Origin of the sequence: Collinsella sp. AF05-9 (assembly GCF_003465595.1) — a bacterium.
In the GTDB taxonomy this organism is placed as follows: domain Bacteria; phylum Actinomycetota; class Coriobacteriia; order Coriobacteriales; family Coriobacteriaceae; genus Collinsella.
Genome location: NZ_QSBB01000003.1, coordinates 99746 through 121629, shown reverse-complemented (window position 1 = coordinate 121629; position 21884 = coordinate 99746). Strand labels below are relative to the sequence as shown.

The 21884-nt window shown below is 47.4% G+C and carries 10 protein-coding genes and 1 pseudogene; all 11 read left to right on the top strand.

Annotation, left to right across the window (positions count from 1 at the left end; genetic code table 11):
* The first annotated feature begins 42 nt into the window (after nt 1-42).
* Nucleotides 43-3606 (top strand): RICIN domain-containing protein, encoded by a 3564-nt coding sequence (locus DWV43_RS01945; RefSeq protein WP_158569811.1) that lies wholly within the window; start codon nt 43-45, stop codon nt 3604-3606.
* A 71-nt stretch (nt 3607-3677) separates the two neighbouring features.
* Nucleotides 3678-7202: an RICIN domain-containing protein gene (locus tag DWV43_RS01940; protein WP_117816834.1), complete on the top strand. Its 3525-nt coding sequence runs from the start codon at nt 3678-3680 to the stop codon at nt 7200-7202.
* A gap of 214 nt (nt 7203-7416) precedes the next feature.
* A complete protein-coding gene (locus DWV43_RS01935) occupies nt 7417-7764 on the top strand; it encodes an RICIN domain-containing protein (RefSeq protein WP_158569810.1) in 348 nt (115 codons plus the stop codon).
* Between the two features lie 83 nt (nt 7765-7847).
* Nucleotides 7848-9104, top strand: a pseudogene (locus tag DWV43_RS01930) (RICIN domain-containing protein); the annotation flags it as partial.
* Nucleotides 9105-9125: 21 nt separating this feature from the next.
* A complete protein-coding gene (locus DWV43_RS01925) occupies nt 9126-12461 on the top strand; it encodes an RICIN domain-containing protein (protein ID WP_158569808.1) in 3336 nt (1111 codons plus the stop codon).
* A gap of 1080 nt (nt 12462-13541) precedes the next feature.
* The gene (locus tag DWV43_RS10045) at nt 13542-15332 is read left to right on the top strand and encodes a DUF6020 family protein (protein ID WP_158569807.1); all 1791 of its coding nucleotides are present in this window, start codon (nt 13542-13544) and stop codon (nt 15330-15332) included.
* A gap of 9 nt (nt 15333-15341) precedes the next feature.
* On the top strand, nt 15342-17192 hold the full coding sequence (locus DWV43_RS10040; protein ID WP_147346254.1) for a DUF6020 family protein: 1851 nt from the start codon (nt 15342-15344) through the stop codon (nt 17190-17192).
* The gene (locus DWV43_RS01920) at nt 17176-18291 is read left to right on the top strand and encodes an acyltransferase (protein WP_147346253.1); all 1116 of its coding nucleotides are present in this window, start codon (nt 17176-17178) and stop codon (nt 18289-18291) included. The genes DWV43_RS10040 and DWV43_RS01920 overlap by 17 nt, the downstream gene beginning before the upstream one ends.
* Nucleotides 18292-18305: 14 nt before the next feature.
* Nucleotides 18306-19250, top strand: coding sequence for a glycosyltransferase family 2 protein (locus tag DWV43_RS01915; RefSeq protein WP_117816839.1), 945 nt, complete (start codon nt 18306-18308; stop codon nt 19248-19250).
* Complete coding sequence (locus DWV43_RS01910) at nt 19251-20951, top strand: glycosyltransferase (RefSeq protein WP_199569294.1); 1701 nt, start codon at nt 19251-19253, stop codon at nt 20949-20951.
* A complete protein-coding gene (locus DWV43_RS01905; protein ID WP_199569296.1) occupies nt 20938-21858 on the top strand; it encodes a glycosyltransferase family 2 protein in 921 nt (306 codons plus the stop codon). Before DWV43_RS01910 ends, DWV43_RS01905 begins: the two co-directional genes overlap by 14 nt.
* Nucleotides 21859-21884: the final 26 nt, after the last annotated feature.

Below are 21884 nucleotides of genomic sequence, written 5' to 3'. Positions count from 1 at the left end.
GCATTACGTCGTAGGAGTTGGCGAGACCTTCTGGGGGATGTCATGCGTCATATAAAATGCGCTTGCACATTATTGCAAGCGGGATGTTTACTGGGACTGCTTCTGGCGCTGTCCATCGGGCTCAATTCGGGTTCAACGGCATTTGCCGATACTTCTTCGATTGGACTTTCCGCCGAAGATGCTGAGCATGCCGAGGATGCCGCCGGCTCTGTTTCGGATTCACTTTCGAGCGATATTGCCCAGGAGGGTGAGTCGAGCGACGAGAGCCTCGACAGTGCTTCCGAGGACTCCACTGAGGACGTTGATCTGACTAAATATGCGACTCTTGACGCGGGTACCTATTTTCTTACCTCGACTTTGTCGGGGCATCGAGTGCTCGATGTTACGAGCGGTTCGGTGAGCGCCGGCGCTGCGATACAGTTGTATGGGAGACATGAGACGGCTGCACAGCAGTTTGTCCTTGTTGATCTTGGCGGCCGTCAATACGCTTTTAAAAACATTAAGTCGGGGTTGTTCCTTTGCTACCCAAACGATGCCTCTCATTTCTCGGACCATCCGCGTCTTACGCAGAATACCGGCGATGATGGCGTTTGGGGCTTTGCATGGCATGCTCGACAGGTTGGCGGCGGATTTGTCTTTTCGCCTGTCGCCGATGATGATTTTGCCATCGACATCGCTGGCGCCAGCGATTCCAACGGAACAGAAATCCGTCTCTATCAATCCAATGAATCCGTTGCTCAGACGTTTACGCTCGAGAAGCCCAAGGCTACCATCCTCGCTGAGCTTGCTGCCGCCCACGCCTCCGACTTCGCTGACGGTACCTACTATATTCGCTCGGCAAAAAGTTCCTGGCAGGCGCTTGATGTTGCTGGTGGGTCTAGGTCATCTGGTGCGAATGTCCAAATATATGCTCTCAACGCTACAGCTGCACAAACGTGGAACATCTCTCATGACCAAAATGGCTTTGTCACATTAACCAATAGTGGTTCCGGTCTTGTTCTTGATGTTTCTGGCGGAAGCGCTCAATCTGGAACAAACGTTCAGCAATATGCGTCAAATGGTTCTGCCGCTCAAAAATGGATTGCCGTTAAGGATGGGGACTCGATCAAGCTGGTGTCCGCGCTTGATCCATCGATCTGCCTTGATATCGCCGGCGGCAATACTAGTAGCGGCACGAATGTGAGAACTTGGTCGGATAACGGCACGATCGCTCAACGTTGGACATTTTTCAATTTAGACGTTCAGCGCGAACAACTGGATGCACTTGCCCAGCAAAATGCTGGCAATATTGCTGATGGACGCTATGTCTTAGCACTTGGCGTCGGAGGAGCTAAGGTTCTGGACGTGAACGGCGGCTCTAAAGCCAACGGCGGCAATGTTCAGTCGTATGTTTCGAATATGACAGCGGCTCAACAGTGGGACATTTCGCATGATGAACTCGGTTATTTGATTATCAAAAACGTTTCCTCTGGCAAGGTGCTCAACATTGCGGGCGGTTCTTGTACGTTGGGCACCAATATTCAACAGTATTCATCCAATGGATCGCGTGCCCAGCGCTGGATCGCCGTTCCCTCGGTGCCTGGTGGCTCCTTCCGGTTGCAGTCCGCGGTTCTGCCCGATCTTGTTCTAGATGTTGCAGGCGGATCCTCCTCGAATGGTGCCAATATTCAAACATATGTGAGCAACGGTACCGCCGCCCAAAACGTTCGTTTTGTATCGGCCGTTCCCAATGTAGCCCCGTCCGACGATCTTGGTTTGGACGGCTGGTTCACTATTTCGTTGGCATCGGATTCCTCTCATGTGTTTGATATCTCCGGAGGGTCCTCTTCTAACGGGGCAAACGTCCAGACTTATGCTGCTAATGGCACGTTTGCTCAGGTTTTTAAATTTGTATATGAGCATGGCTACTATCGAATCGTGAACGCCCAGTCTGGCAAGGCTCTCGATGTCTATGGTGGCAATGTGTGTCCTGGAACAAATGTCCACCAATGGAGCGGTGACGGCAATAACGTAAATCAGCTGTTTTCCATTATTCGTAACGACGACGGTTCCTATACGGCAACGAATAAAGCAACCGGATTGGTCCTAAGTGTTGCCAACTCTAATGTGTACGGAGACATCCCGTCTGATTCCGCGTCGCAGCATCTTGCCTTTACAAAGTTGACCTCGCTTTTGCCCGAGGGCTACTTTACCATTTCGAACTCCGCATCCTCCTCTGCTGTTTTGGACATTGCGAGCGGCTCTGCCAGTGATGGCGCTAACGTTCAGCTCTATGGAAGCAACAAGTCGATTGCTCAGAAATGGAAAGTTGCCAAGGTTGCCGACCGTGATAATACGTATACCGTTGAAAGCCTGGTGTCTGGCAAGGTCTTAATGGCAGATGAAGATGGCAACGTCTGCGTCCGATCTTTTGATAATGGTGATGCTCAGCTTTGGACCGCACAGATTGACAAGGGCGGTATCAACTTCGTTAACGTTGCAACCGGTAAGGTCCTCGATGCCGCAGGTGGCTCAACAAGCAACGGAACTAATATCAGGTTGTATGATTCGAACGGCACCTTGGCACAGTCTTTCAAGTTGTCTGCCTGCTCGTTAGTTGATTCGGGTACCTATGTTATTGCCGCTGCTTCTAACCGTTCAAAGGTGCTAGACGTGGCGAGTGGCTCTCGTTCAAACGGAGCTAACGTGCAGCTTTGGTCTTCCAATGATTCTGGCGCCCAAAAATGGAACATCAACGTTAACTCGGATGGAACCATTTCGATTCAAAACTGCCGAAGCAAAAAATATCTCGATGTCCTGAATGCTCAGGGTGCTTCGGGCGCTAACGTTCAGCAGTGGCAGGGGAATGGAAGCTCCGCTCAGCGCTGGCGTGTTGACTACGTAAACGGCGGCTCCTTTGTCATTCGTTCTGCGCTTAACGACTCACTTGTTTTGGACGTGAACGGAGGTGCGCTTAATGATGGAGCCAATATCCAGATTTACGCTGCTAATGGCTCCGACGCGCAGGGATTCTACTTTGCCCAGACGAGCTATACGCCCGAGGCGGTAGATCTGGCTGTCCCAGTTTATAATCAGTACTCCGTTGGTCTTCCCAATGGCTGTGAATCGGCGGCTCTGACCAACGTCCTTAACTATTACGGTTTTGGTGTTGGTCCGTGCGAGATGGCCGATCGATGGATTCCCCGTAGCTCTTGGGACTTTGTCTGGTGCTTCTGGGGAGACCCTCACAGCCCTAACAATGGTAACGAGATCTGCGCTCCTGGACTCAATAAGGCTGCCAATAATTTCCTAGCAAGTAGTGGGAGCAACCTGCGTTCGTACGACGTGTCGGGAACCTCTCTGTATGACCTCTGCAATTACCTTGATGATGGACATCCGGTCATTATTTGGACTACCGTTCATCAGGGCAACGTTGGATATATCTATGCCCGACAGGGTGGATATTTTGCTTGCGTTAACTCGCATACGGTTGTTCTGAAGGGTTATAACCCTCAAACAAACAAGGTCATGATCTCCGATACCATCGATGGCTATACTACTTACGATCGCGATTGGATTGCTTGGGTTTACCAGCAACGAGGTGCGCAAGCGATCGTTATTAAGTAACCAATTGCATCAATATTGCGGCTCGTATCAACTATTATAGATTCAGTGTTAATTTGAATCGGGGGTCTGATATGAGTTGCAGCCGATACGCCCGTGGCCTAGCTGCTATTTCGGTAGTGGCTTTGGCTGCGGGTCTTTTTATTTCCTCCGTTGGAGTTTCTCCATTATTTGCCGATGAAGTGTCCACAAGCGGATCCGATGCTAATCGAGTAATCGAATTGGGTGCTGCCGATGACGGTGACGGTAGCTTCGCTCCGAATAGCTCGATTGTGCTATCTAGCGAGGGGCGATCTGAAGACTCGTCGACATCTGCCGTCGAATCGGCCGATGGTACGACGCCTCAAGATGTTGAGAGCGTTGAGGATTTAGCCTTCAAAAACAAGGGGACGCTTTCTGACGGTGCGACATATGTTTTTGCTTGCAGTAATTCCTCGCGCAAGGTGTGGGACGTTGCGGGCGGATCTTCCTCAAATGGCGCTAATGTTCAGATGTACAACTCGAATATGACTAAAGCTCAGCACTGGTTAGTACATGAGGACGAGAACGGCTTTTTAACGTTCGAAAACACCGGTTCCGGTTTGGTGCTTGATGTTTCTGGTGGTATAGCCGAATCGGGTCGTAACGTCCAGCAGTATGTGGCTAACGGGACGCGCGCGCAAAAGTGGATTGCCGTTAAGGACGCCGATGGAGGCTTGACGATACATTCCGCCCTTAACTTTGATTACGTGCTCGATATCGCGGGCGGTAGCTCTGCTGATGGGGCTAATGTCCAGCTATATAAGGCCAATCAGACCGCCGCACAGCTGTTTTTTGCAATCGACTCCAATCCGGTCGTTGACTCTTTAGGACAGAACGTCGCCGACGGTGTTTATTGTTTTGAATCTGCCGGGTTGGTGCTCGATGTGAAAGGCGCTTCTGCTGAGTCCGGTGCGACTCTTCAGTCGTATGCAAAGAACGGTACCGTCGCGCAGGCGTTCCGTCTTACGTATAACAGCGCATCCGGCTATTACACGATCGCTTCGCTTGTTTCGGGCAAGTTGATTGACGCCGATTACGGTAGCGTCGTACCCCGCGGCGCCGCCCACCTCTACGGATCTCTTGATGACGCTGGTTCATATACAAAGAATCGTTTTTGGATCCTCGAGCCTTCTGGTGAGGGATTTACCATTAAAAACGCTGCTAATGGGTTATATCTTTCGTTCGAAAGTGGCGTTGCCGTTACCTCTACTGATGCTGCGACCTGGACTTTGACGCAGACGAAGGGCTTTACCTGGACGCAGGCTGATATCGACGCCTTTGCTGCTGCGCAGGGCTTGCAGATCCCCGATGGAACTTATGCCCTCGGTATGGACTCATCACCGCGAAGTGTTGTCGATGTTTCTGGTGATTCTGCTTCGAATGGTGCCAACATCCAAATCTATGCCTCCAACAACACCGCAGCTCAACGCTGGGTTATCAAGAATGCGCTCGACTCAAATGGTCAGCCTACCGGCTATGTGACGATTGCTCATGCGGGGACCTCTTCAGCCCTCGATGTCACGGGTGGTGGTAAAAAGTCCGGCAACAACGTTCAGCAATATGCCGTGAATGGCACCGCCGCGCAGCGTTGGATTCCTGTTAAGCAGACAAATGGGTCATTCGTGTTTTATTCCGGCCTTGGACGAAACCTTGTTTTAGATGTAAACGGCGGAAGTGTCTCTAATGGCTCAAATGTTCAAATTTGGACAGCAAATGGCTCTGCGGCTCAGCGTTTTATTGCCATCGATGCTAATCCTCATGTCGGAGCAGGCACCCAATCGGTTGCGGATGGCATGTATCAGATCAATTCCGTTTCCGATTCTTCTACATGCCTTGACGTGGCGGGAGGTTCCGTCTCCAACGGCGCCCGAATTCAAACGTATGCCACAAATGGCACTATGGCTCAGTGTTTTAAGCTTTCGTACGATTCCGCCACGGGTTTCTACTCGATTCGTTCCGCGAAGTCTACCAAGGGACTTGATCTTGATAGCGGCGATATTATTCCTGGTGCTAAAGTTCAACAGTGGGATTATCCCGGGAATGGTTCGAATCAACAATGGCGTATTGAGCCTGTTGGATATGGCTATTTAATCCGATCTGTTGCAAGCAATTTGGTGCTGGAACGCAAGTCAGATGGTTCCGTGACGACCGCAATCGAGTCTGGTAGCGCTGCACAACATTGGACCTTTGAAACCTTCGCCGTTTCGTTCAGCGAGGGCTGCTATTCCATCCATTCAGATTCTACGGGTAAATATCTTGACGTTACCGGTGGTTCCTATGCAGACGGGGCTCCGCTGCAGGTTTATACGGGAAACGGTACCCTGGCTCAGAAATTCTGGGCTCGTAAGGATGACCAGGGCTACTATTTCTTCCAATGTGCCAATTCTGCCAAGTATCTTTCGGCTCGAGAGTCCGATGGTGCCATTCTTCAAATTTCGGATAAAGAAGCCGACGAGGTCAAATGGTCGATTGAAATCTGCTTTGGGAAGGGGGTTGAGCTTAAGAATAAAAAGAGCGGTAAGGTGCTGTCCGTCTCTGGCTCTGGCGGGTCTGTTGTCTGCGTTGACGAGAACGGGTCTGCAGCGCAAGGGTGGACTATTGCGTCCGTCCCCCTTATTTCTGACGGTTTCTATGAGTTCGCTCCCATGCATGCGATTGGACAACGACTTGATGTGGCTGGTGGCTCTCGCTCGAATGGCGCAAACGTTCAAATATATGCTTCTAACGGTACGTTAAGCCAGCGTGTTTGGGTCCGTAGCGTCGGCGGCGGCTGGTACTCGCTTACGGCTTGTTGCTCTGCTTACCCACTTGATGTTCTCAACTGTTCCAATGCGGATGGCGCTAATGTTCAACAGTGGCAGTGGAATGGGTCGAACGCGCAAAAGTGGCGTTTCGAAATGGGGGAGCGTGGAATCAAGATTGTTTCGGCTTGCGGCAATAAGGTCCTGGAGGTAAGCGACGGGGCCACCGTGAATGGAGCCAATGTCCAGCTCTGGTCTTATACTGGCTTCGCTGCTCAGTCTTGGCGCGCTCTTTCTGCCGAACGTCCTGCGAAGATTGGTTATCAGAACCCTGCGAACTACCCCCAGGTAAGTAGCTTGACGGTAAGGCTTCCAAGCTATTGTACGGGCGAGTTCACCTATGTAACGCCGTCTCGTATTGCGATCGATGCCACACGAGACGACTGCGTCAATGCCTTTATCCAGCGTGCCTATGGGTATGTTGGTACGAGGTATATCGAGCCCTACTCTACCCCGCCTGGTGGCGCCGTCGATTGCTCTGGCTTTGTGTTGCAGTGCCTCTATGCTACGGGTATGGATATGGGTATCTACAACCCCTATAACCATCGTTGGCTTGCATGGCAGACGTCCAACTCTATGAATTGGTACAATAACGGTACATTTTTGCCGGTAGGCGTTAACAGCATGCAGCGAGGTGACGTTGTCTATTATCGTGGTCATATCGCTATCTATCTGGGGGATGGGCGCATGATTGACTCCTGGCCGCATCAGGGCGTCGGTGTCCATGGTGTTTACGAGCGCGGCAATCCCATTGGTGCTGCACGCCCGTTCGTATAGTCCTATTTCTTTAATCGAGGTTTATTAGAGATTAAAAAAATCAGTCCTGTTCGTGCCGTTAATTCCTGCGTGCTTCGCGGTCGCTGCTTTGTGCTCTCCCATTCAAGTTTACTCAATTGAGTTGGCTACTCCGAATGATGAGGCCCTAATTTCTCCGGTAGTGTCTACTGAAGATGATTCGATTGAAGCCGATGGTGCTTTTGGAAAGGATTCCTTGGGGTCCACAGGAGATGCTGGCGATATCACTCCTGCCGATGCACAGACTCCTGCCGTGGGTGATGATGAGGCTGGCGTTCCTTCTCCTGTTTCAGATGTTCCTGCTGAGCCTTCTGCCCTGCCTTCGAATCCGCAGATTTCCGACTTTCCTTCAGCGGATATCGATGAGGGCGTCTATGAGATTTCTAGCGCCGGCTCTAATAGGGTCCTGGATGTCTCGGGCGGCTCATGCGATAACGGCGCCAATGTCCAGCAATATGTTCTCAACCATACGAATGCGCAGCTTTGGGATTTTGTCGCCCGTCAAGATGGCGGCTATTTTATTAAGTCCGGCCTTGGCGACTAAGTGCTCGATATTTCTGGCGGTAGCGTTGCCAATGGGGGAACGCACAGGTTTATAGATGGAACGCTACGAATGCACAGGTTTGGAATCTCGTTAAGATCGCTCAGACTATCGATGACGGACTGTACGAGATCTACTCTCGCGTAGACGGTAACCGTCTCATCGATGACTCTGGTGGATCGAAAACGGACGACGCTAAATTGCAGGTTTGGAACCGTAACGGCACTTTGGCACAGAACTGGTTGATTAGTGTCTGCGACGATGGGTCGGTTCTTATCAAGGGTGCAAATTCGGGTAAGTACCTTTCGCAAAGTGACGGCAAGCTGATGAGTGTTAAGGAGGCGGCGGAAGGTTCCCACTGGATTCCGCGCGTGTCTCCAATGGGCGGTCTTGTTCTTGTGAATGCGGTTTCGGGCGCTGTGATTGACTTGACCGGCGGCAATGCCGCTGCAGGCACCGCGATTCAGATGTACGCCAATAACTTTACGGTAACTCAGGCATGGCGTTTTGTTGCGGCTTCGCTTATTGATGATGGCGTCTACGTAGTGGTGAACCAATCGAGCGGTAATCGTGTTTTGGATGTTGCTGGCGGATCCAGCAGTGCCGGAGCTCGAGTGCAGCTATATACCGCTAATGGAACGAACGCGCAAAAGTGGTATGTCCGTTATTTGGGAAACGGTGCCTACAGCCTGACTACCTTTGTGTCTGGGAAGGCGCTCGACGTGCCGAGCGCTAACGCATCTAATGGCGCTTCTGTTCAGCAATGGGACTGGAATGGTTCTGATGCACAAAAGTGGCTGCTTCGCCTTGCCGATGACGGCGGCATCGCAATTTATTCGATGCTCGCTGACGGTTCTTTCGCGTTGATGAACAGCGATAACGGTCTTGTTCTTGGCAATGGTGGTAGCGACTCATGGCGCTTTGATACTACGATTGTTTCCGAGCAACCTTATGCTGACGCTAACGGCGCGCAAAGGCGACTCGTCGACATTGCATACTCCACTCCTACTCCTGGCGCAAATCTATGTTCCGAGTGGATTTCAAGGGTGTTTAATGCGGCCGGTTATGGCTATGCCTACGGCGATGCCTGCGACATGTTTTGGGCTTATTGTCACGACAGCAACCGCGCTAATTTGAAAGTTGGTATGATTGTCGCTGTCCCATCCCACTCCCACAATTGGGCGGGCTCACGGTGGGGCCATATTGCAATCTATATTGGCGATGGCAAAGTTATTGAGAACATCGGTCGAGTTAACGTTCGCGGGCTTAATGACTGGGTCAATTATTATGGAACCACGTATACGCCGCTTTGGGGTTGGTATCGCAATATCGCCCTTTGTTAGTTTGGATTTAGGTTGATGGTTATGCGTAAGAAAACTTGTCTCGCATCGTCGCTATTGGTTGCCCTCGGTCTGCTTTGCAGCCTGGGGGCAACCCCTGTTTTTGCCGACGATGGTTCGCTCCCGGTCGATGCATCTCTCGAGGAGCGTCTTGCCTATGGTGAGGCGCATCCCGCGGATGATTCCAACGACTATACCGCCGGTAGCTCGATGGAGGGTGAGCCGCTTGCCGCCGCGCTCGATGATCGTTCTGCAAGCGGGTCTCCCTATTGGGGCGGCACGAACGCTTCTAAAGTGTTCTATAACGGGTATGGCGAGGCTTTTGCGTCTCCGGCGCTAAAGGTCATTGACGTTTCTGAGTGGCAGGGGTCGATTGACTGGAATAAGGTTCAAAATTCTGGCGTTGATGCTGTAATTTTGCGCTTTGGTTATTCGACGAGCCATTTTGATAAACAATTTGAGCGCAATTTGCGTGAGGTTCGCCGCTTGGGAATTCCTTTTGGCGTGTATATCTTTAGTACGGCTCAGAATTCGAATGATGCCGCAAGCGAGGCGTACTTTACCCAACAGATCGTAAGTAAATATAGCCTATACGATCTATCGCTGCCGATTTTTTACGATTTGGAGTCGTTCTACGACAGCAAAGGTAATGCAATATCTCCTAATAGCGCATCGGCGTACGAGGGCATTGTGAACGCGTATTTTAATACGCTTTCTGGTTTTGGCATTAACAACGTATCCATTTATTCTGGTCGTTGGTACGCGGATACCTATCTCAAAGCTGCAAGTGTGCGCCCCCGCGTGTCTTGGATTGCGGAATACGGCCCCAAGCTCAGAACTTCGTTTAGTTGCGCCGGACAGTACGGATGGCAGTACACTTCGTCGGAGCGACTTGATGGCATCACTGCCAACACTGTTGACATGAATGCTTTTTCCTCGGCTGATTTTGTCAACGTCGTTAATCTGCCCGATTATGCTCTCGCGGACGGGACTTACTATATCGATTCGATAGCGCAGGATTCCTCGAGCGTTACTGTTGGTGATGACGGGCAGCTTTCTTTGTTCCATGCTCAAGGGTCTTCAAATCAGCGCTTTCGTCTTGAGTCGGCTGGTTCCGGGGCCTATCGAATTAAGAGCGAATCTACTGGACAATATCTATCCGTTGAGGGCGACAAAGCGCAAAGTGGTTCTTCGGTTGTTCAGGCCACTTATGCTCAAGACAGTCGTCAGCTTTGGCATATTCGTGTTGCCGATAGCGGATTTTATATTCAGTCCGCTCTGGGTAATTGGGTGCTCGATCTTTGCAGCGGTAGCACTGCGGATGGCACTTCGGTTAGGATTTGGGCTCCGAATAAATCGAATGCCCAGCGTTTTACTCTCGCTTCTTCCTCGACCGTAGAGACCGGCAAAGCTTTTGTTATTAAGAGTTCGCTCAATCCGCAGCTGGTCATGGATATCAACGGCGGGTCTTCTGATGATCGTGCGCGTCTTCAGGTTTACACTGCCAACAACAGCCAGGCGCAGATGTTTACTTTTAAGCAGGTCGGTAATGGCCTGTACGAAATCGTAAACGTTAACTCTGGCAAGCCCTTTGAGGCTCAGGGCGGTTCCGTTTCCAACGGCGGTGCCATTTCTCAATACTCTTCTAACGGCACCAGTGCACAGCATTGGTCTGTTATTGACTGTGGCAATGACGAGTATTCATTCATAAACTCTAAGTCCGGCAAAGCCATTGATGTTCCTGGCGCCAATGGCGTGAGTGGGTCCGCGCTGCAAATTTATACCTATAACGGATCTGATGCGCAAAAATGGACGCTCGCTTCGGCACGCACCGTTCGTCAGCAGCTTGACGATCTTGCCGCTTCTAGCAGGGGACTTGTAAAGGAGGGCACTGAATACGCCATCGGTTCTTTATCCGAGCGCCAGGTCCTCGATATTTCCGGCGGATCTACGAATTCCGGTGCAAATCTGCAGGTGTATGCATCTAATGCTACGCCGGCTCAGCGCTGGACGTTTACGTATGACAAGAATGGCTATGTAACCATCACCAATGTAGGGTCGGGCAAGGTTTTAGACGTTTCCAGCGGGAGCAAGAAAGCCGGCGCCAATGTTCAGCAGTACGCGCCTAACGGCTCTTGGGCCCAGAAATGGATTCTCGTTGATTGCGGAAATGGTTCCGTTAAGATTTGCTCCGCGCTTAAGACCGGCTTTGTCTTGGATCTTGCATCTGGGGCTACTTCCAACGGGACGAATGTCCAGGTCTTTGATGATAATGGTACCGATGCCCAGCGGTTCTGCCTGTATACAGCCGGAAATGTCTCTAATGGTAAATCAATTGATTCTCAGTCTGCTATCGTAACGGCTTCTGATGGTCGTGTTTTTGATGTGACCGGCGGTAGCATGGATAGCGGTGCCGCTATTCAGCTATATAACCCTAATGGGACTATTGCGCAGGGATTTGGCTTTGAATACGATGCCGACAAGGGTCTTTACGCAATCAAGTCTGCAAAATCCTATCGCTATCTCTATGCCCAGGACGGGGATATAGTTCCCGGCGCTGCCGTTAAGCAGGGGAGTGCCTCGCCCTCGTCGTCTAATTATTGCTGGGCTATCGAAGATACTGGTAATGGCTCGTACCGTATCGTTAACGATGCTTCTGGCTGTGCTCTAGGCGTAAACGCCTCCGGTAAGCTGGCAACGGTTTCCAGAGGCGATGCCCGTGAGCTTTCGGTCGCATTTGCACCTTCTGGCTTTAAGTGCTTGCGCTCCGAGCAAGACGCTGAGGCCACGGCACACGTATCCGATTTGGCAGACGGCGAGTATCTCATAAGCTCCAGCAAGAACCACTCGTTTGTCTTGGATGTTACTGGCGGCTCGAAAGTCAATAGCGCCAATATCCAGCTGTACAGGTCGAATATGAGCAATGCTCAGCGTTGGGTCGTTTCACATGACGACAAGGGCTATGTTACGTTTACGAATGTTGGCTCTCATAAGGTGATTGATGTTGCTGGAGGAAACGCTTCCGCTGGAACAAACATTGCCCAGTACGCCTCCAACGGCACGTATGCTCAAAAGTGGATTGCCGCCAAGCAGCCTGATGGTACGTATCTCATTGAGAGCGCCCTGAGGCCCGGATTTTATCTTGGATCGAGGGGGTCCGGCGTATCCAATGGGGTAAACGTTGAGCTGAGCTCTAATGAGGGTGCCTCTCACTTTGCCCTGTTGAGCATGTCCCCGTCGGTCGCAAAATGCGGCGATATTCTTCTGAAGGGTTATTTCAAGTTAAGTCGCGCATGTAGTTCCACCGCTAAGGTCATTGGCGATGCCTGTAGCTTAAGCTCGAACGGAGCGATAATTTAGTTTTGTAACAGCAATAGAACGCTTCCTCAGCTTTTCAGCTTCGAATATTGCGATGGCCGCCATGCTATCTGTAATACAAAGCCTCAAAGGCGCTTGATGTAAATAGGGGTAATTTTAGTCCAGACGCCAATGTTCAGCAATGGCCCAGCGATTTTGAAGAAACGAATTGGCTATTTGATGCACTCGATAATGGCGATGGTGCGTTCTCCCTTGCGAGTATATCAACTGGCTTAGCTTTTGATGAGGCTCAGGCTATTTGGATGCATGTCTTCCCAATGGAACCGCCGCTCAAAAGTACTTGCCTCATCGGGTTAATGAGTTTTTGGATGAAGGCGCCTTTTCTTTCGAGTCGGACACGAGCTCAAGAGTCCTAGATGTTGTCGGCGGTTCTATGAAGGATGGTTCTGCGGTCCAGCTATACACAGCAAATGTATGCGTTCTCAAAAACGGTATTTGAGCAAGATAACTGGGCTGCAGACCTAATACGAGATTAAGTGCATCGGTTCTAGAAAAGTGTTTTCTCTGACTGATGGGGGGGGGCTGGTTCAGCTGATATCCAGCGGTGCTGACTCTCAGCGGTGGCTTAGTGCATTGTCTTGCGGTAAGATTGCCCCGCAAAAAATAGCTACAGGTCAGCGTCTCTGGGCTTCCGGCTCCTCTGCGTCCTTAGGAATGGTCGATCGAGCATTTGGGGACTACGGCCAATACACCTTAGTATGCTACTCTAATTACAAACACGCAATCTAAGGTTGTGCTCGCTAGATCAAAAGGGTGGAGATATTTGACGATGGGGGGGATAATGTCGGAATTCACAAGTGGTATTCATCGACTAGCTGTCCTGCAGGTACGAATGTTAACTGGCTTGCAGTAAAGGCGATTCAGTATTTAGGTAATTAGAACCATTTTGAGAGAGTAGTTTATTCAATGCGGTCCTCAAACATAAATAGCAACGAAGTTGGGCTAAATAAGTTTATTCTGCTCCTGATCTTGTCTGTAGCCTCTGCTTGCGCACTTTCGTTTAAGGTGCTTGATCAGGCACAGACTTTTTCACTCCGGCAATTGCTCCTCCATGTTTGTGATGTGATCGGAAGCAAAGGGGCCCTTTCTCTTACTATTGTCAGCGCGGCTCTTTTTTGCTGTGCGTTTTTTGGTGAGTCATATTTTGCCAATTTGAGTCGAAGAAAAAAATTTCTAACCGTATTCTTTTCATCTGTGGTCTCATGCAGCCTCGTTATTCCTGGGGTTTGGGGCCAGGGACAAGAATCGAACGTTTCATTTCCTTGGTATACTAACGTTGATTTGAGTCAGGCAAGTGTTTATTTAATTGTTCTCTATATTGTTGAAATTGCATTATGCACCTGGGCATTTTCAATAATAATCGCGTCGGTAATTCGGGCTATCAAATCGGAGAATATAAAGATTGTAAGCTTTAAAGCTCAAGTTTATTTAGATAGAATTAATTTCAGCTTAAGTTCCATCATTAAATTGGCCTTAGTGATTTTTAGTTGTTGGATTCCAATTCTGGTTATAAATGGACCAGTTTGCATTCCGATGGATTCCATGGTCCAGCTAATTCAAGTTAGAGGTTTTCCTGCATGGGATCCTATGATGATGACCCCGCTTCCTGGATATTGGTTCAGCGACCATAATCCTGCGTTGGATACTATTATCTATGGGGCATTTGATTTCTTTGGTCGTTTGTTAAATAGCGAGTTATTTGGATTGGCTCTGTATACTTGGGTTTGGGCTTTTTTTGCTTCCGTTTCGCTTTCAGCTGAGATTTTATGGGTGAAGTCGCGTTTTAAGTTGCCAACGAGTGTCTTATTTATTTGCGTGGCTTTAGTTTCATTCATCCCTGCTTGCTCTTCATACATGACAATCTTGATGAAAGATAGCACGTGGATTCCCTTTTATGTTCTCTGGATGGTGGCTTTTGAGGAATTGTGCTACAGGGTGTATTTAAACAAGAATATAGGGTGGAAGTTTGTACTGTTTTCGGTATGTTTAACAGTTTTAGCTGGATTAACAAAAAAGACTTCCATCTATATTTCTGTACTGTCCCTTTTGACGGTATTGATTTCAGCAAATTCAAACCGAATTAAAATATTGTTCTCATTACTTTTTCCGGCTATTGTGGTTTTATTTTTAGTTCCCTCCTTTTTGTTTCCTTTACTTAGGATTGCCCCCGGTGGTGGTCAGGAGATGTTGGGAACTCCGATTCAGCAAACCGTATATGTCGTTAGTTTGCATCAATCTGAAATTGAAAAAAAAGATATTGATACAATTTCTCGTGTTGTTGATCTAAGTTCGGCAAAACAAAATTGGAACCAAGCGACTGTCGATCCCGCTAAGCAGTCTTATAAATCGCATGCTTCGACGATGGACAAGCTTGCTTTTATAGGTTTATGGGTCAAGCTATTAATTCACTATCCGCTTGATTGTGTAAATGCAGTTCCCTTTTTAAGAAATTTCTTTTTGCTTGGGCCAACTTACTATACAAATGGTGCTTTAAAGAATGGATGGGAGCCGAGTGGCGGATACGCCATTTTGTCCCAATTCGCTGATTGTGAACTGTCATGGACTCAGGAGCATCTGTCTGTTCCCCTAATTAACTTCTTAAATAAGACCCCTGTGTTAATGCTGCTTGGAGCTGAGGTGCTTTATACATTGTGGCTCCCTTTGGCTGTTCTTTGCGCTAATCTAGCCCATCGTAAGAAAGTTTCTATTCCGATGGCCATGCCTTTTCTGTTTACATATCTTACGATGTTGATGCTTCCTGCATACCAAACTAGGTACTCAATATCTTTTCTGTTTTGTTTCATCTTTCTGATCGCATTTGCATTCCCGGTAAATAAAAAATCCCTTTGTTAGGATCTTATTTTGAAGTTTTCAGAGTTTAAAATTCTCGATATACAGCGGAAGACGTCAATACTTGTTTTTGTTGCCCTGTGTTCTTGTTTTATATTCAGTTTCAGTTGCTCACTCGACTCAAATGGTTGCGCTATTTGGGTTCGAAGCTCTGTTTTGGAAATCACGGCCTGGATTTTAGCGGTATCGCTTACCACTTATTTTTATATACTGCATTGTTCTGGCGCTCAATTCGATCTGAGTGTTTACGTAGTTTCGTTCTTTATTGCAATGCTTGATATGCTTGGCGGGTCTCTTCATAAAACGAGTTCCCTTTCGCCTCTATGCGATAGTCCGATTCGAGCTGTGAGATCAATTGCATATGCTTTGTTGTTTACTTGGTTTATCTACATGTTATTTAAAGTTGGAGTTTATTTTGCTTCCAATTTTCAACGATGCAAATGGCTTGCACGGGCAAACAACTGGATTGTGTCGCAGAATACTGTCAAAATTGGTCTGATTTTAATCATTCTTTGGCTTCCGTACCTGATTGTGTTCTTCCCGGGATCCTTGCCGACTGACACAGCCCGTCAACTTGGTCAGTGGTATGGCGCTCGTGGAGTAGCACTTGATAATCATTTTCCCTATCTAACAACTTTAACCTATGCTTTGATTTATAGCTGTGGGCGTTATTTTGGATCAAACGGAGTTGCATCTATGGTTTTTCTGACTGTCTTTCAGACGGTCTGCGGTGCCTATGTTTTTTCTATTTCACTTAAAAGACTTGAGAATGCCTTTCATTCTAATATTGCTTTATTTGCTCTTTTGTTTTTCGGTCTCTTTCCTGTAATACCGAGTTACGTTTTATCAATTAGCAAGGATTATCTTCATGCGCTTGCTGTTCTATATTTCTGTGTCTGTCTGCTTTTGTTTTACCAGCAAGATAGTACAGTCGAGCAAAAGCTATCTATTAAATGCCGTATTGAAATGGTAATTAGTTCAATACTTGTTTTGCTTACGCGAAATAACGGTTTCGTAATTGTATTTATCGGTTTAATCGCATTACTTGCCCTTTCCGAATCAAAGGGATTTAAATTATTCCTAATTATGTTTAATGTTGCATTTTTTGTCCTATGGAATTCTTTTCTTCTCCCAATATTTGGGGTTCTTCCTACTGAATCAGGGGAGATGCTTTCGATTCCAGTGCAGATGATCGGCAGGGTGTATCAAACCGAGAAGGAAGTTCCTGAAGACTTGGATGCCCAGATTAAATGTTTCTTTGATTCCGACGAGTTTGATATTAAAAAAGCATATAACCCTTTAATTTCTGATCCGCTAAAGGGTCACCTTAAGTTTGATGATGAACACTCGGCTATTGATTTTGCAATTCTTTCTCTTAGGCTTGCTTGCCTGTTTCCATGTACATCTTTATCTGGTGCGCTTTGCACGACATTCGCTTATTGGTACCCGTTTACTCAGGGTACGTATTGGATGGAGGATGCTCCTTATTATTCATGGGATCAATGGTCTCTAATAGATGCGGGCTGGTTCGAGGGCTATTCATGGAGCCAAGAATGGAATGATAAGCATTCAGTTGATAGTTTTGCTCTTAATGATATTCACTTGAATAGCGTTGTTTCAATTCTTTATAAACCTGGTTTTTATTGCTGGTTTTATTTAGTTTTGATTTGTCTTTCGTCGATTTATAAGAAATATCAACGGGAAGTTACGATCTTTTGTGTTCCTATGTTCTCACTACTTCTATCATTGGTGGCCGGCCCGTGTGCTTCGCTTCGATATACTCTCCCCTTTATCTTTTCGCTTCCAATTGCTGTTTATTTATTAGTGAATATTGCTGGAGGTAAAAGTGCGTTGCAGGAATAGCAAGATTGAAGCACTCAGGCTTGTATCAATGTTAATGATTGTTGCGGGACACTATTTTTCTGAGGATAACTGGGCATGTCATGCCGATGGATCTCTTTTGCATTCATGGTGTGCGTGCTTTCATAATGCACTGATTATGTTTGGACAAATTGGGGTGTGTTTATTCGTTTTAATTAGTGCATTTTTCCTCTCAAAATCAAACTCTTCTCCTAAACGACGTTTATTTCGGCTCTGGGTGCAGGTGGAGTTTTATTCAGTATCGTCCCTGGTGGTTTTTTCTTTCCTTATCATGTATGGGCTTATTGATCAGGGTTATGCCGAATGGCTCTCCTTTAGGAATGTGTTGACCTCATTTTTTCCAGTTGTTCAAGGTGCCTATTGGTTTATCAGTGCGTTTTTTGTCTTGAATTTAGTTGCTCCATATGTCAATAAATTATTCAATGATATGGATGGCATTGCTGTTCGTAAATTCGCTGTATTTTTTTGTATGATTACATTCGTTTGGAAGTATATTAATCCATCCAACTGCTATTTCAATGATATTTTGTATCTCGTGGCTGTTTATTTAATTGGATATATGGTAAATAGATTTTTGGATCAGTTGCCAAGTTTTAATCTCCTAACTGTTTTTGGAACAATTTGTTTTTGCTACTTAGCGGTTGTAGTTGGTACGCGAGCCATCACTTCCGCAACTGTTGCTAATCTTGGGATGTCCTATCCTTCAAATCTATTTATTGCCGGTCCTGGAGCTTCTCCCCTGCTCTCGCTCGTAGCTGCGTGTCCTCTTTTTATTTACGTTGTTCAAAAGGACTCATCTTTTGAGTCGGATTGGTTTAATCGTATGGTCAACTCACTTGCATCTGCTACGCTCGGGGTCTATTTGATTCATGAAAACATGTTCTTGAAACCCTTTATTTGGGCGACAATCTTTCAATTGTCGGAGCCTGCTTCAATTCTTGGAAAAATCGTTCTTTCCTCTGTTTCTATTTTTATCTTATATACTTTATTGTTGCTTCTATCGTTTGTAATGCAGCGGGTTATTGTTAAACGTATTGTTAATATCGCTTCTATTTCTTTTTTATCTAAAAAGGTTTCCTGATTTCGGAGAGATTGATGTCAAAAAAAATCGCTGTTTTAATTCCTTGTTATAACGAAGCTCTAACAATTGGAAAAGTTGTCGATGATTTTATGCGCGAGCTTCCAGAAGCAAATATCTATGTTTATGACAATAATTCAAGCGATGATACTGCTTGCATTGCTCGTGAACATGGGGCCATTGTTCGATTTGAGCCTCGTCAGGGTAAGGGCAATGTTTGCCGTCAGATGTTTCGTGATATCGATGCTGACTGTTATCTGATGGTTGATGGCGATGATACTTATGACGAGACAATGGCTCGCGCGATGTGTGAGCCGATTCTAAAAGGTGAAGCGGATATGACGGTTGGAGACCGTCTTTCTAACGGTACCTACGCCGAAGAGAATAAAAGGGCCTTTCACGGGTTCGGTAATAATCTTGTTAGGGCAATGATCAAGTGGATCTATGGCTATTCGTTTGATGATGTTATGACGGGTTATCGAGCGATGAGCCGTCCTTTTGTCAAAACTTTCCCTGTATTATCTGAAGGTTTTCAAATTGAGACCGAACTTTCAATTCATGCTGTTGACCGTCGTTGGCGCATCAAGGATATTCCAATTGTTTACCGCGACAGGCCAGCCGGATCTGAATCTAAGTTGTCTACTTTTTCTGACGGAATTAAAGTTGTCTGTATGATTGGCACCTTATTTAAGGACTACCGTCCTCTGAAGTTCTTTGGTCTGGTTTCTGTTCTTTTCCTGCTTCTGGGTCTTATAGCTGGAATTCCGGTAATTGTTGATTTCGCACGCACTGGCCTTGTTGCACGCCTTCCTACCGCTATTCTCGCTACTGCCTTTATATTCCTTTGCGGCCTTTCTTTGACAACAGGGTTTATTCTTGATTCTGTTGCCAAAGTTGAGCGTAAGGAATGGGAACTTAGCGTCTATAAGATTAGCCAAAGTTTCCAAGATAAGGAGTGCTAGATGTCTCATGCTTTATATGGGGTTATCTACGAGGATGTTTTCAACGACGGCTTAATGTCGAGTCGAATTAGATCTCTTGTAGATTCTGCAATTAAGTACAACTCTCTAATCCAGCCTGGTCGTTCGCTTGTCTATCATTTCTATATGGGTGAAAAGTGGCAGTATCCTTGTTTAAATGATCTTTCGACATTAAATGGTGGGCTAACTGTTACCGAGGGACTTCAGCCTTTCTTTTCTGTTAAAGCTGAATCTTTGGTTCAGCCTTTGTCCGAGTATTCACCCCATTATTTCGCAGGCCTTGAGCATATCAAAGACGATGGACATCGTTATATTCTTTTGACGCCTGACGACGCCACCGATGCTGACGTTGAGACACATAACTCTCTTTCGAAGAAGCAGGAGCTTTATCGCAATCTCGAAGCGTGCTGCCCGATTGCTTTTGACGATATTCGCGAAATTCAGCGCCAGCGTCGTTGGAGTAGGGGATTGGGCCCTGTTGATCATTTTGAGGCTCCAGATTTAGCGAAGATTAATCAAGAGCAGGCTACTCATCATCCCTATCTAGAGATTGCTCCCGGAGCCGTTAGGCTCGGGGCTGAGAAAGCCGTCATTATCGGTATGCATTGGCTTCAGGCCGGCGGCGCTGAGCGCTGGGCTGTTGAGACGGTGCGCCTTGTTCGCGAAGCGGGCATGCTGCCTATCGTCATAACGGATCGACCCAGCCATCAGCCTTGGATCGATAGGCCGGAGTTCAAAGATGCCTTGGTGCTGTGCCTTACGTTCCCTATACAGGAGCGTCCAGGCGATGAGCCTTTGCTTCGCTCGCTTGTCGAACAATTCGATATTAAGGGCGTCCTCATTCATCATTGCCAATGGCTTTATGATCGTCTGTGGTGGATCAAAAAGTATCGACCCAATGCGACTGTAGTTGATTCTCTGCATATTGTTGAATATCCCTATGGTGGTGGTTATCCCAATCAGGCGGTTAGCCGCGATGCGTTCATTGATTTACATCATGTGATTTCTCCCCAGCTTGTGTCTTGGCTTGTTGAGTCGCATGGAATTGATGCTAATAAGGTTGTAGACGCTCCGCTTGTTGGGCTTACTGCTAATGGGACTGCTAAGGCGTGCAAGAAACCCGCGTCTAAGAGCAAGCTCACTGTTTGCTTCGTGGGCAGGATTTCCCGCCAGAAGAGGCCCGAAGCATTTGTCCTTCTTGCTAAGAAGCTCGATAAGTGTGCTCCTGGTCGTTTTAGGTTTATCATGCACGGCAACGGTGATTTGGATCCTATGGTGGACAAGATCATTGCTCGTCATGGACTCTCCGACTTAATTGAGCGGAGGGGGATGCAGATTTCTGTCGATAAGACCTATTCTGATTCTGATGTCCTCGTTGTTTCTGCCATTAATGAAGGAATTACTTTGACGACGATTGAATCTCTCAGTGCTGGACTGCCTGTTGTCTCAACTGATGTCGGTTCTCAGAATACGCTTATTCCAACTGAAGCATTGACTCCACGGTCCACTCGCGATTTCATTAAGTGCGCATCGCGTATCCTTTTGAAGATGCTCGAGGATAACGATTTCCGTAAATCCGTCTGGCAATCTGAGATGGATAGGCTTGTGGAGTTTTCAAAGCTAAAAAATGCCAACACCCTCTTTACTGAGATTCTGGGGAAGTGGAGTGATGATGAGCAATAGTCCTACTGTTACCGCCGTTGTGGTGACATATAACCGTCTCGACAAGTTGAAGAATGTTCTTTCTGCCCTTGAGGGGCAGACGCTTCCTCCTAGCGAGCTTGTTGTTGTTGACAACGCTTCGACTGACGGCACCGGTGATTTCCTGGCTTCATATGCATCTGAGCAGCACGGCGGCATGCCCGTTAAGGTTATTTCTTGTTCGGAGAATCTTGGCGGAGCTGGTGGTTTTTCCACTGGAATGAAATCCGGTTACGACAGCGGTTCAGATTTCGTTTGGATCTTTGACGATGACGGCTATCCCGAGCCCGATGCTTTAGAGAAGCTGATTCAAGGCTATAATGGCGCCGTTGATGAGCTTGGTCCCGATGTCCCATACGCTTGCTCGGTCGTAAAGTTTATTGATGGTTCTATTTGCGAGATGAACAATCCCGTGCCCACTTGGGATTGGGGTCGATTGCTCGCAAAGGGGCAAAACTCTGTCATGGTCACCTCCTGCTCGTTTGTTTCGGTGCTGATTCCACGTTGGGTTCTTGAATCTTTCGGCCTTCCTTTTAAGGAATATTTTATTTGGTTTGATGATGCCGAGTACACACTTCGCATTACTAAGACCTGCCCCGGTGTTCAGGTGCTTGACAGCGTGATCATTCACGACATGGCATCTAATAAGGGTGTCAACTTCTCGATGATTGATGAAAAGAATGCGTGGAAATTCTCTTACGGCATTCGTAATCAGGCGTCGTATAGACTCCATCATGAAGGCAAGGCTGCGTATTTGTTGTTTTGTGCCCAGGTTTGCCGCAGCATGAAAGCTGGAGGAGTGACTAAGAAGTTGCAGCGTCAGATGCGTAAAAAGATGCGTGAGGCCATTAAGTTCAATCCTAAAATTGATTATCCTCAGACTATGTAACCATTATTTGTTACACAGGGTTGATT

What these genes read in the sequence shown, in the direction of transcription:
- DWV43_RS01945 (WP_158569811.1), top strand. Translation starts at nt 43, where the DNA reads ATGCGTCATATAAAATGCGCTTGCACATTATTGCAAGCGGGATGTTTA.
- DWV43_RS01940 (WP_117816834.1), top strand. Translation starts at nt 3,678, where the DNA reads ATGAGTTGCAGCCGATACGCCCGTGGCCTAGCTGCTATTTCGGTAGTG.
- DWV43_RS01925 (WP_158569808.1), top strand. Translation starts at nt 9,126, where the DNA reads ATGCGTAAGAAAACTTGTCTCGCATCGTCGCTATTGGTTGCCCTCGGT.
- DWV43_RS01915 (WP_117816839.1), top strand. Translation starts at nt 18,306, where the DNA reads ATGTCAAAAAAAATCGCTGTTTTAATTCCTTGTTATAACGAAGCTCTA.
- DWV43_RS01910 (WP_199569294.1), top strand. Translation starts at nt 19,251, where the DNA reads ATGTCTCATGCTTTATATGGGGTTATCTACGAGGATGTTTTCAACGAC.
- DWV43_RS01905 (WP_199569296.1), top strand. Translation starts at nt 20,938, where the DNA reads ATGATGAGCAATAGTCCTACTGTTACCGCCGTTGTGGTGACATATAAC.